The 12,480-nt window shown below is 66.8% G+C and carries 9 protein-coding genes and 1 pseudogene; 8 read left to right on the top strand and 2 right to left on the bottom strand.

Annotation, left to right across the window (positions count from 1 at the left end):
- Positions 1–25: 25 nt before the first annotated feature.
- Positions 26–1,015: a DUF4105 domain-containing protein gene (locus B2X67_RS14485; protein ID WP_273229369.1), complete on the bottom strand. Its 990-nt coding sequence runs from the start codon at positions 1,013–1,015 to the stop codon at positions 26–28.
- A gap of 234 nt (positions 1,016–1,249) precedes the next feature.
- Here B2X67_RS14485 and B2X67_RS14480 point away from each other — a divergent pair, with 234 nt between their 5' ends.
- From B2X67_RS14480 to B2X67_RS14455, 6 genes are all read left to right on the top strand, one after another.
- Positions 1,250–1,912: a DUF4145 domain-containing protein gene (locus B2X67_RS14480; RefSeq protein WP_273229368.1), complete on the top strand. Its 663-nt coding sequence runs from the start codon at positions 1,250–1,252 to the stop codon at positions 1,910–1,912.
- Positions 1,913–2,387: 475 nt separating this feature from the next.
- Positions 2,388–3,134, top strand: coding sequence for a gluconate 2-dehydrogenase subunit 3 family protein (locus tag B2X67_RS14475; RefSeq protein WP_286785923.1), 747 nt, complete (start codon positions 2,388–2,390; stop codon positions 3,132–3,134).
- A 5-nt stretch (positions 3,135–3,139) separates the two neighbouring features.
- Positions 3,140–4,909: a GMC family oxidoreductase gene (locus tag B2X67_RS14470; RefSeq protein ID WP_286785922.1), complete on the top strand. Its 1,770-nt coding sequence runs from the start codon at positions 3,140–3,142 to the stop codon at positions 4,907–4,909.
- Positions 4,906–6,138, top strand: a complete 1,233-nt coding sequence (locus tag B2X67_RS14465) for a c-type cytochrome (protein WP_286785921.1) — start codon at positions 4,906–4,908, stop codon at positions 6,136–6,138. The genes B2X67_RS14470 and B2X67_RS14465 overlap by 4 nt, the downstream gene beginning before the upstream one ends.
- 208 nt (positions 6,139–6,346) lie before the next feature.
- Positions 6,347–8,965, top strand: coding sequence for a bifunctional lysylphosphatidylglycerol flippase/synthetase MprF (gene mprF / locus B2X67_RS14460; protein ID WP_286785920.1), 2,619 nt, complete (start codon positions 6,347–6,349; stop codon positions 8,963–8,965).
- Positions 8,965–10,230, top strand: a complete 1,266-nt coding sequence (locus tag B2X67_RS14455; RefSeq protein ID WP_286785919.1) for a virulence factor family protein — start codon at positions 8,965–8,967, stop codon at positions 10,228–10,230. The genes mprF and B2X67_RS14455 overlap by 1 nt, the downstream gene beginning before the upstream one ends.
- A 269-nt stretch (positions 10,231–10,499) precedes the next feature.
- On the opposite strand, the gene B2X67_RS14450 is transcribed toward B2X67_RS14455, so the two are convergent.
- Positions 10,500–10,736, bottom strand: a complete 237-nt coding sequence (locus tag B2X67_RS14450; protein ID WP_273229362.1) for a hypothetical protein — start codon at positions 10,734–10,736, stop codon at positions 10,500–10,502.
- A 323-nt stretch (positions 10,737–11,059) separates the two neighbouring features.
- On the opposite strand from B2X67_RS14450, the gene B2X67_RS14445 reads away from it, so the two are divergent.
- A complete protein-coding gene (locus B2X67_RS14445) occupies positions 11,060–11,338 on the top strand; it encodes a DUF3509 domain-containing protein (RefSeq protein WP_090228256.1) in 279 nt (92 codons plus the stop codon).
- 81 nt (positions 11,339–11,419) lie between these two features.
- Positions 11,420–12,480: pseudogene (locus B2X67_RS14440) on the top strand (excinuclease ABC subunit A); the annotation flags it as partial.

The following is a 12,480-nucleotide window of genomic DNA, read 5'->3' as shown; positions in this document are numbered from 1 at the left end:
GGCTGAAGCCCACCCTACCGCCACCCTACCAACCCGGCACACCCTGGCGGATCGCCTGGGAAAAGTCCGCCCGCCCGGCCGCCTGCCTGGCCCGCTCGGTGATCCGCCCGCGCTCGCGCAGCTGTTCCAGCGACAACCCCGGTTGCAGGCCGCCCTGCTCCATCACGTAGCCGGGCAGGTAGCCGCTGAGCAGCAACCGGTAATCCAGCGGCAGGCCGCCGACGATCTTCTGCATCATCTGGAACACCAGCGTCGTGCAGTTGGCGGTGGCGCTGTTGTACCAGCGCGGCTCCCGCTGCAACTCATTGGCCTGTTCGACGTACGCCAGCAGCAGTTGGCGGATGTCCTCGCGCGGCAGGTCGACGCGGTACAGGTAATCGTCTTCGCCACGCACATTGGTGCGTACCGCGACGATATCCCGCTCTTCGGCGGCGATGATGCTCAGTTCGTACTGTTTGAAGAAGCCGGCCAGCGACGAATAGCGTTCGCCCTTCTCCTTGCGGATTTCCACCGAGAAGGTCAGGAAACGGCCGTCGCCGAAACCGAAGGACACCAGCACATGGGCGATCGCCGGCATCCCCCAGTAGGACGTGACGAAGTCGACGGACTCCAGCCGCGAAAGGTCATAGCGTTGTGCCTGCCAACGCACGTCGAAGTCCTCGTCGCTGCGCCAGGTGAAGTCGCGCACCTGGTCCATGAGCAGGAGGTCGCCCTCGACCCGGCCGGTGGCGAGCTTGGCCACATCCGGACTCCAGTCGCGGGTCGCTGACGGTGCAATGGCGTTCCACCAGACCAGCAGCGCAGCGAAACCGAGCGCGTAGCCGGCCAGGCCGAGCAGCACCCGGTGGCGCCAGAGCAGCACCAGCGCGAGCATGCTCAGCAGTACCCACGCCGCGGCGCCGGCATAGCGCAGCGCCGTCGGGCCGGGCAGCCGGTAGCTCAGCGCCAGCGCGGCCCAGGCCGCCGAGGCCAGCACCAGCAGCGAAGTCAGGGTAAGCAGAAGTACACGCCACATGAACGTCATCCCTATCAGGGCCGGAAATTGAGAGAGCCTCGCCTCGAGGCGGGCCTGCATCCTATCGCGACGGACGTCGATGCCCGTCTCCGCTAGGGACAGTTCCGCGGCCGATTCGTCCCGCCGCACGCGGCTCGGAAGAAAACCGCTGCCGCCGCCGGAACGCCTGCAGGCACGCATGGTCGGAGCTTTCTACAACACCGAACACATCGGTCGCCGCAGTGGAGAGCGCAGATGGGTACTGTTTACTACGTCGGAACCTGCCCGCATTGCCTGGCCACCAAGCGCACCTTCACCTCGTGCCGACAGACGCTGCTACGCAAGAACGAGTCCGGCTCGCGCTGGCGCCTGCAGATGAGCTGCAACACCTGTACGCGCCGCGTCGACGTGCTGCTGGCCTCGGCCGGACTCGACGGCCCGATGGATGGCCCTGGCTCGATCACCCTGCCGCGCCACGGCGGGCAGATTGCGCCGGCGCTGCCGTTCGTCGTCCACGCGGTGTATCCGAAACCGCGGGCGATCCCCGCCCCCTTCGCCACGCCGCTGCAGCCGGCGGACCGCCTCTCGGCGGCACGTGCGCGGCTGGCACTTGGCGACTTCGAAGCCTGCGCGACGCTCTGTGTCAGCGCGCTGGACCTGGCCAGCCACGACCTGCTGCCGGGCACCGCCGGCCTGCGCGAGCGCTTCCATCGTCTGCGCAACGAGGGCGTGATCCCGTCGGCGCTGGCCGCCTGGGGTCATTTCGTCCGCATCGAGGGCAGCGCTGCGACGCTGCTCGACGACGACGTCGCCGAGGAGGAAGCCCAGGAACTTCTGGACTTCACCGAGACCTTCCTGCTGTTCGCCTTTTCCCGCCCCGGCGCGGGAATCGCCGCGCCTCGCCGGCGCGCGGGCTGATCCGAGGACCGGTTTCCGCAGCCGCAGCGCCAACGGATCGACTGACCGACATCCCCCTCCACGACGAGAGAAGGCGCGCATCGATTGCCTGATGCAGCGCCTTGTCGGCGCTCGGCGGCCGCACGGCTGCCCTCCGATGCACTGGAAGAAACATGTATGGCGTCAAGCCATGCGGGAACAAAAACGGATGGATTGATATCAAATTTGTAACAGTGAATTGCACAACTTTTTCACTGCGACAATTTGTAACACCTTACCCTATAAAAACGTCGGGAAGAGACGACCAACGGACCACGGCCAATCGGTTCCGGTGCAGCGCATCGACCTGGCCCCTGCCCCTCAAAGGTCGCGTGCCCCCACGTGGATGTTTCCGCCTGCGCCTGCATGGCAACGGCACCACCGTGAACTGATAGCGACTACGCCGCTTTCGGCGAGCAGCCCCCGGCTCGTCAGACGCGTATCGCAGGAGCCTCGCATGACCGATAAATCCAAAGGCTTTACCCGGCGGCAGATCCTTGTCTCGTCGGCGGCTTCGCTTGCCGTCGGCGCCGCCGCCAGCGCCAAGGCGGCCACCGTGGCCGGTACGCCCGGGTGGATTCCCTTCGACCACAACGGCCCGATGCACTACGACACGCCCGGCTGGCAGTTCTTCACGGCCGAGGAAGCCCGCGAAGTCGAGGCAATCGTCGAGCGCCTGATTCCCGCCGACGACCTCAGCGTCAGTGGCAAGGACGCCGGCTGCGCGGTGTTCATCGACCGTCAGCTGGCCGGCGAATACGGCACCTTCGCCCGGCTCTACCGCGAAGGCCCCTTCACGCCGGGTACGCCGGCGCAGGCGGACCAGTCGCCGCTGGTGCCGCAGGAGCGTTACCGCATCGGCCTCGCCGCCCTCGGCAAGTACTGCCAGGCGCAGTTCCAGAAGCCGTTCAGCGGCCTCGATGGCGAGCAGCGCGACAAGGTGCTGACCGACCTGGAGAAAGGTGCGATCACCCTCGAGGGCATCGACGCCCAGTTCTTCTTCCAGCAGGTGCTGGGCAACACCATGGAAGGCTTCTTCGCCGACCCGATCTATGGCGGCAACCGCGACATGGTGAGCTGGAAAATGATCGGTTTCCCCGGTGCGCGTTATGACTACCGCGACTACATCGCGCTGCATAACCAGAAGCTCGACCTGGTACCGCTCTCCATCATCGGCAGCTCCGCCTGGAACAAGAAGGGTTAATCGACATGGCTACACCTAAGAAACTTCCCGCCACCGACGTGGTGGTCGTGGGCCTCGGCTGGGCGGGCTCGATCATTGCCAAGGAACTCGCCGACGAAGGCCTGAACGTGATGGGCTTCGAGCGCGGCCCGTGGCGCGACACCGCGGTGGACTTCAACCTGGCGTCCGCCACCGACGAGCTGCGCTACAACCGCCGCCAGGAACTGATGCTGCGGACCAAGCAGAACACCTGCACGATGCGCAACACGCCAGCCGAAACCGCCCTACCGATGCGCGACTGGGGTTCCTTCCACCCCGGCAACGGCACCGGTGGTGCCGGCAACCACTGGGCCGGCATCACCTTTCGCTTCCAGCCCACTGAATTCCGCCTCGCCAGCTATTTGCAGGAGCGCTATGGCAAGGAAGTGCCCGCCGAGCTGACCCTGCAGGACTGGGGCACCACCTGGGAGGAAATGGAACCGCACTACGACGCCTTCGAGCGCCTGGCAGGGGTTTCCGGCAAGGCCGGCAACCTCAACGGCACCGTCGTCGAGGGCGGCAACCCGTTCGAGGGCGCCCGCTCCCGGGAATACCCGAACCCGCCGACCGCGCAGACCTACGCCCCGACGCTGTTCGCCGAAGCCGCGCGCAACCTGGGCTACAAGCCGTTCCCGGTACCCTCGGCGCTGGCCTCGCAGGCCTACACCAACCAGTACGGCGTGACCATGGGGCCGTGCACCTTCTGCGGTTTCTGCACCAACTACGGCTGCGCCAACTATTCCAAGGCCAGCGCCATCGTCAACGTGCTGCCGGCGCTGATCCGCATGCCCAACTTCACCGCCAGGACCAACGCCGAAGTGCTGAAGGTCACGCTGGACAGCACCGGCAAGAAAGCCACCGGGATCATCTACGTCGATGCCAACGGTGATCACTTCGAGCAGCCGGCGGAGATCGTCGTGGTCGCCGCGTTCATCTTCGAGAACGTGCGCCTGATGCTGCTTTCCGGCGTCGGCCAGCCCTACGACCCGGTCACCAACACCGGCACCACCGGGCGCAACTACGCCTACCAGACGGCCAACAGCGTGCGCCTGTTCTTCGATGACAAGAACTTCAACCCGTTCATCGGCGGCGGCGCCATCGGCATGGGCATCGACGAGTTCAACAACGACAACTTCGACCACTCCGGCCTGGGTTTCGTCGGCGGCGGCAGCACCCGGGTGACACCGATCGGCGCCGCGCCCATCGACTCGCGCCCGGTGCCGCCAGGCACCCCGGCCTGGGGTTCGCAGTGGAAGAAGGCGACGGTGGAGAACTACGCCAGCTCGATGTCCATCGGTTGCGAGGCGAGCAGCTATAGCAAACGCACCAACTACCTGTCGCTGGACCCGAACTACACCGACCCGCACGGTCGCCCGCTGCTGCGTATCACCTTCGACTTCCCGGAGAACGACCTGCGCATGGCCGAGTACTGCACCAACAAGGTCGCCGAGATCGCCAAGAGCATGAACCCCCGGGCGTTGTTCCCCTCGCCGCGCAAGGGTCCGTGGGCGAACACTTCGTACCAGTCCTCGCACATCGTCGGCGGTTTCATCATGGGCGCCGATCCGAAGAACAGCTCGGTGAACAAGCACCTGCAGGTCTGGGGCGTGCCGAACCTGTTCGTGGTCGGCTCCTCGGCCTTCCCGCAGAACCCTGGCTACAACCCGACCGGCACCGTGGGCGCCCTGGCCTTCAAGGCCGCGGATGCGATCCGCAGGCTCTATCTCAAGCGTCCGGGGGAGATGATCAGCGTATGAAAACCACACTCTCCCTGTGTGCCGGCCTGCTTGCCCTGAGCCTCGGCACGGCCAACGCGGCCAGCGGCGGCGACTCCTACAACCTAGTGCAGAAAGGCCGCTACCTGGCGACCCTCGGCGACTGCACGGCGTGCCACACACAGCCGGGCAAGCCGTTGTTCGCCGGTGGCGTGAGCATCGACACCCCGTTCGGCAAGCTGGTCGGCGCCAACATCACCCCCGACCCGGGCACCGGCATCGGTGGCTGGAGCTTCGAGGACTTCCAGAACGTCATGTCCAGGGGCCACGCGCCGGGCGGCAAGCGCCTCTACGGGGCGATGCCGTTCACCGCATACACCAAGGTCAGTCGCGAGGACAACCAGGCCATCTGGGCCTACCTGCAGACGGTCCAGCCGGTTCACAACCCGGTGGAAACCAACCTGCTGCCGTTCCCGTTCAACCTGCGCAGCAGCCTGATCGCCTGGAACCTGCTCAACTTCGAGGAAGGCGAATTCAAGCCCGACGCGAAGAAATCCGAGCAATGGAACCGCGGCGCCTACCTCGTCCAGGGCCTCGGCCACTGCGGCACCTGCCACACGCCGAAGAGCCTGATCGGCAGCGACAAGAACGACGCCTTCCTCGCCGGCGCCAATCTGCAGGGCTGGGTCGCGCCGAACATCACCGCCGATCCGCACAGCGGTATCGGCGCGTGGAGCGTCGAGGAAATCGTCCAGTACCTGAAGACCGGCGCCAACCGCTTCGACATCGCCTCCGGGCCGATGGCCGAAGCCGTGGAGCACTCCACCCAGCACTGGAAGGACGAGGACCTGATGGCGGTGGCGGTCTACCTCAAGGACGACCCGCGGACCGACTGGCCGAAGCCCGTCGAACCGCTGGCCGCGGACAGCCCGGCGATGGTTGCCGGCAAGGCGATCTACGCCGACCGCTGCTCGGCCTGCCACGTCGGTTCCGGCGAAGGGATCGCGCACTTGTTCCCGAAACTCGCCAAGGCCCCGCTGGTGAACGCCGCCGATACCGCTTCGCTGATCCGCGTGGTCCTGGCCGGCAGCCGCGCCGGCGGCACCGAGGCGGCACCCACCGCGCCGGCGATGCCGTCGTTCGCCTGGAACCTCAGCGACGAGAACATCGCCGACGTGCTGACCTACGTGCGCAACAGCTGGGGCAACTCCGCCTCGCCGGTTTCCAGCGCCGAGGTGACCGACCTGCGGGACAGCCTGAACCAGCGCTGAGCCGCGCGACACACCATCCGCCACGCGCTTCGCTGGCGTAACGAAAAGGCCACCCGCTCGGGTGGCCTTTTTCTTTCCTTGACCCGAAACCCACCTACCCTTTGCCTGACAGCCGTGGACGGCCCGGACAAAAAATCCTCCCGACGGAGGTGCGGTCCGCAGTCCGAACGGTCACACTCTGCAACATGTTCAGCCACTGAGAGCCGCAATGCAGGAACCCGTCGAAGTCGCCGTCAGCCCCATCCCCCCCCGTCTTGGTTGGCTCGACCGCCTGAGTCTCTACCGCCAGCCCATTGGCCTCGCCCTCACCCTGATCCTGTTCGCGCTCGGCCTGCTGGCGTGCTGGCACCTGCTCCACGAACTCGATCCGGACGGCCTGCGCGCCGCGCTCTTCGACGTACCCCAGGCCAGCATCTATGGCGCCCTCGCGGCCACGGCGCTTAGCTTCGTCGCGCTGCTCGGCTATGAATGGTCGGCGATGCACTACGCCGGAGTGAAGCTGCCGGCCTCGCGGCTGACGCTGGGCAGCTTCTGCGCCTTCTCGATCGGCAACGCGGTGGGTTTCTCGCTGCTCTCCGGCGGCTCGGTGCGCTACCGGCTGTATGCCCGCGAAGGGCTGAGCGCCGGCGACATCGCCCGGATCAGCCTGTTCGCCAGCCTCTCGCTGGGCTGCGCACTGCCGCCGCTGTCCGCACTCGCCGCCTTGAGCGACCTGCCGGCCGCCGCCCAGGCGCTGAAACTTCCGGCGCCGCTGGTGGGCGTGCTGGCCGTGGCCATCTTGCTGGGCTGCGCCGCGCTGGTGCTGTTCCTCTCGCGCCGCCGGTTGCCGCAAGGCGGCGTGCCCGGCAGCGTCGAGGTGCAGGTGTCGCGCTGGCAGCTGCGCCTGCCCGGCGCGAAGCTGTCGCTGCTGCAACTGTTCATCACCCTGGTCGATGTCAGCGCCGCCGCCACCGTGCTCTATCTGCTGCTGCCCGAAGCGCCGCCGTTCGGCAGCTTCCTGCTGGTCTACCTGCTGGCGCTGGCGGCCGGCGTGCTCAGCCACGTTCCCGGCGGCATCGGCGTGTTCGAGGCGGTGCTGCTGGCCGCCTTCGCCGGTCAACTGGGCGCCGCGCCGCTGGCCGCCGCGCTGGTGATCTACCGGCTGATCTACGTCGGCCTGCCGCTGGTGCTCGGCTGCCTGCTGCTGCTCGCCGACGAAGCCCGGCGTTTCCTCGGCGCCGGCCGCGAAGCCCTGCGCCTGGCCTCGACGCTGGCGGCACCGGTGCTCTCGCTGCTGGTGTTCTTCGCCGGCGTGGTGCTGCTGTTTTCCGGCGCGACCCCGGCCATCGACGAGCGCCTGGACACCCTGCGCTTCCTCATTCCGCACCGGCTGATCGACATCTCCCACCTGGCCGCCAGCCTGGTCGGCGTGCTCTGCCTGCTGCTCGCCCAGGGCCTGCGCCAGCGCCTGTCGGCCGCCTGGGCGCTGACCCTTGCCCTGCTGGTGGTCGGTGCCGGGCTGTCGCTGCTCAAGGGCGTGGACTGGGAAGAGGCGATGCTGCTGTCGATCACCGCCGTGCTGCTGGCGGTGTTCCGCAAGGCCTTCTACCGCCCCAGCCGCCTGCTGGAGATGCCGCTCTCGTCGGTCAACCTGGTGGCCGCGGCGTGCGTGCTCGCGGCCTCGACCTGGCTGATGTTCTTCGTCTACCAGAACGTGCCCTACGACCATGAGCTGTGGTGGCAATTCGCTGTGGACGCCAACACCCCGCGCTCGCTGCGGGCGACGCTAGGCAGCTTCCTGCTGCTGGCGATCCTCGGCCTGGTCTGGCTGCTGCGCCCGCAGCCGCCGGAAATCCTCGAACCCGACGAAGCCGAACTGCAACGCGCGCTGGCCATCATCAAGGCCTCCGACCAGCCGGACGGCGGCCTGGTGCTCACCGGCGACAAGGCGATTCTCTTCCACCCCAACGGCGACGCCTTCCTGATGTACGCGCGACGCGGCCGCAGCCTGGTGGCGCTGTTCGACCCGATCGGCCCGGCCGCCGAACGCGGCGAGCTGATCTGGCAGTTCCGCGACCTCTGCGACCACTACCGCGCCCGCCCCGTGTTCTACCAGGTGCGCGCCGAGAACCTGCCGTACTACATGGACATCGGCCTGAGCGCGATCAAGCTCGGCGAGGAAGCCAGCGTCGACCTGGCCACCTTCGACCTCGACAGCAAGGGCAAGAAAGACCTGCGCTACACCTGGAACCGCGGCCAGCGCGACGGCCTCAGCCTGGTGATCCACGCGCCTGGCGAGGCGCCGATGGAGCACCTGGCGGCGATTTCCGAAGCCTGGATGCAGGGCAAGCAGGCACGCGAGAAGGGCTTTTCCCTCGGCCGCTTCGACACCGACTACCTGCGCCACTTCCGCATCGCCGTGGTGCTCGACAAGGACCAGCCGGTGGCCTTCGCCAGCCTGCTGGAGACCGACCAGAAGGAAGTCGCCAGCCTCGACCTGATGCGCGTGCATCCGAAGGCGCCGAAGCTGACCATGGAGTTCCTCATGCTCGGCCTGATCCTGCACTTCAAGGAAGCCGGGTATGCGCACTTCAGCCTCGGCATGGTGCCGCTGGCCGGGTTGCAGGTGCGCCGTGGCGCGCCGCTGGCCCAGCGCCTGGGCTCGCTGGTATTCCAGCGCGGCGAGCAGTTCTATAACTTCCAGGGCCTGCGCCGCTTCAAGGACAAGTTCGACCCCGAATGGGAACCGCGCTACATGGCCGTTCCCGCCGGACTCAACCCACTACTGGCCCTGGCCGATACCGCCGCGCTGATCGCCGGCGGCCTGACTGGATTGGTGAAACGCTGATGGCCTTACCGTTCTCCCGTCGCAAGACGCTGACAACCCTCCTCGTACTGGCGTGCCTGCTGCTGGGCGTGGCCTGGTGGTTCCTCAAGCCGCCGCCGAGGGCGCAACTCGAACACCCGACGCTGGCCGATGGCAGCGCGGTGACCCTGGCCGTGCCACCGGGCAAGATCGGCGCGCGCGTGGTCGTGGCCGTACCCGAAGGCCAGGGGCTGAGCGATGCGCAACTGCTGAATCTGGCCGAGCGCGGCGCGCTGCTGGTGCAGTACGTTCTCCAGCCCGGCAGTTGCGAACAGCAACGCCAGCACATGAACGATGCCGCGGCGCAGCTGAAACAGGCGCCGACGCTGGTCTCCGGTATCGGCCCGGGCGGCGTGCTCGCCTGGCGCTGGCTGGCGGCCCAGGGCAGCGACCAGGCGCGCGCGCTGTCGGTGGGTTTCTCGTTGTCGACGCCGGATTGCCCCGACGTGCTGCCGCAACGGGCAGAACACGGCCAGTGGACCATCGCCTGGAACGACAACCCGGACGATCCCAGCGCGCGCTTCGCCCGTGCGCTGGACAACGCCCATACGCAGATCGCCAACTACGACACGCCGCTGCCGCAACTGCTCGACCAGCAGTTGCAGAGCCTGCTCGCCAGCCAGGGCGAGGCCATGCCGGTGGTCGACGTGCCGGCCAAGGACCCGGTCGATACGCTGAGCCTGTTCTATTCCGGCGACGGCGGCTGGCGCGACCTCGACCGAGATGTCGCCGAGCAGATGGCGCAGCACAACTACCCGGTGATCGGCGTCGACACGCTGCGCTACTACTGGCAGCACAAGACCCCGGAACGCTCGGCCAGCGACCTCGCCGCGTTGATGAAGCACTACCAGGAAACCCGCGGCGTGAAGCACTTCGCGCTGATCGGCTACTCCTTCGGCGCCAACGTGCTGCCGGCGATCTACAACCGCCTGCCGGCGGCGACCCAGGACAGCGTGAGCTCACTGATCCTGCTGGCGCCCGAACGCAGCGTCGGTTTCGAGATCGAGGTGGAGGGCTGGCTGGGCAAGGTCAATCAGGAAGCGCCGATAGGTCCTGAGCTGAGCAAGCTGCCGGCGGCGAAGGTGCTGTGCGTCTATGGCGTCGAAGAGAAGGCGGAAACCGGCTGCACGCTGGGTAAGTTGAGCGGCCAGCCGCTGGAACTGCCCGGCGGCCACCATTACGACCAGGATTACCCGGCGCTGGCCACGCGCCTGCTCGATGCGATAAAGGCCCGGACCACGCCGTAGGCGTGGCTCCGGCGCGACGCGCGGCTTTTCCCAACCCCGGAAAACACAAAACCCGCCGAAGCGGGTTGTGTGGTACCGACTCGAAATCCCTGTCGAGGCGCCGTCCTGGCTCGGTGGTTCATCCTGCGGTTCGTGCGATCCGTCGCGCCATCCGTGGAGCAGAGATTACGGCGCGCACGCACGCGCCGGTAGAGCCAAGCCGCGACAGCGCGTGTAGGCATTTGGCTACTCGGCGCCCCATCGGCGGCGGCCCGGTGACGCTGTTGGATTCAGCGCTTCAGTTGGCGCTCCACGCGATCCGCACCCGCATTGATTTCATCGGCTTCCTGTTCCTTGGTCTTGATGGTGGTCGGCGTGATCACCTTGTCGACGGTCTCGGTCGCTTCGTCATCGCGGGTGATGTCCTTCCTCACCACATCCACCGGGTTACCGGCCTGATCCTGCTTGGGCAGGTTGGGCGGCGTGCGGTCGATAGAGGATTGGCTGGGGCGATCGGTCTGGCTCATCTTCATGTCCTTCTCACTGCATGTGAGGTTTCGAGCGCCCCGCCTGGCAGTAGTTCGATGAACCGGCCGCCCGGTCAGTTTCATCACATTTAGGGCAAGCGGCCACCGCGGACTCCAGTGGCCGGCCCACATCGAGAAGTGGAAGTTCGAATGACTGACCGGGAACCATTGCGCGATTTGCAAGGTCGTTTCGGACCATTCGTGCATTCTGCTAGCAGCTTATCGCCATCATTTAACGTAAGTCATTGATTTATAAGAGACACAAAATTGGCACGCATGCTGCGATAACAAAGCGGAATTGAACTGCTTTGGATAACTAAAAAATGAACGATCTGCTCAATGCCGTAACTGCCGCTTTCCCCGACTACGAAGTCACCGCCGTTGCCCGTCCTGACCGCGGCTGCCTGGTGACCCTCAAGAACTACGATGGCAGCTTGGTCAAGCGCGCCGCCTGCGCCGCCCAGGTATCCGACGAATTCCAGCGCGAGCGCTTCGTCAACACGATGAAACGCGACGTGGCGCTGCACTTCGGCGAACTGCCGCAGGTGGAAACCCTCAGCCGTCTGCGTCGCTCGGGCCTGCCGGCCTACAGCCACGTCTGAGCCGTCGCTGGAAGAAAAGAACCGCCTCTCGGGGCGGTTTTTCTTTATAAGTCTTTCGCCCCGTCGTCACGAGTCCGCAGCATGCCTCCGTCCCGCCGCAAGCCCGCCCCTGTCCGTGCGTCCACCGACTCCGGTTTCGTCCGCGTGCGCGGTGCCCGCGAGCACAACCTGAAGAACGTCGATGTCGATATCCCCCGCGATTCGCTGGTGGTGTTCACTGGCGTCTCCGGCTCCGGCAAGTCCTCGCTGGCGTTCGGCACGCTGTACGCGGAGGCGCAGCGGCGCTACTTCGAGTCGGTGGCGCCCTATGCCCGGCGGCTGATAGACCAGGTCGGCGTGCCCGATGTCGATGCCATCGAGGGCCTGCCGCCGGCCGTGGCGCTGCAACAACAGCGCGGCACCCCGAGCACGCGCTCCTCGGTCGGCAGCGTCACCAGCCTGTCGAGCCTGGTACGCATGCTCTACTCGCGGGCCGGCGACTATCCGCCGGAGCAGCCGATGCTCTACGCCGAGGATTTCTCGCCGAATACCCCGCAGGGCGCCTGCCCGCAATGTCATGGCCTGGGCCGCGTCTACGAAGTCACCGAGCGATCCATGGTGCCGGACGATTCGCTGAGCATCCGCCAGCGCGCCGTGGCGTCCTGGCCCACCGCGTGGCAGGGGCAGAACCTGCGCGACATCCTGGTCACGCTCGGCTACGACGTGGACATTCCCTGGCGCGACCTGCCGCGCCAGCAGCGCGACTGGATTCTCTTCACCGACGAGCAGCCGACGGTGCCGGTGTATGCCGGGCTGAGCCCCGAGGAGACGCGCCAGGCGCTGAAACGCAAGCTGGAGCCGAGCTACCAGGGCACCTTCACCGGGGCAAGGCGCTACGTGCTGCACACCTTCACCCACTCGCAAAGCGCACTGATGAAGAAGCGTGTTTCGCAGTTCATGGTTGGCAGCCCGTGCCCGCTGTGCGACGGCAAGCGGCTGAAACGCGAGGCGCTTTCGGTGACCTTCGCCGGTCACGACATCGGCACCCTCTCGCAGATGCCGCTGCTCGAACTGGCCGAGCTGTTGCGCCGGGTCGCCGAGGACATATCCGCCGACGACCCGGCACCGGCGCCGCGCGGCCGGCCCACGGCGAAGGCCGCGCG

The organism is Pseudomonas sp. UBA3153 (assembly GCF_002364635.1).
Classification (GTDB): domain Bacteria; phylum Pseudomonadota; class Gammaproteobacteria; order Pseudomonadales; family Pseudomonadaceae; genus Pseudomonas_O; species Pseudomonas_O kuykendallii.
The sequence above is the reverse complement of the archived record's forward strand: the minus strand, read 5'-3'. Positions and strand labels throughout refer to the sequence as shown.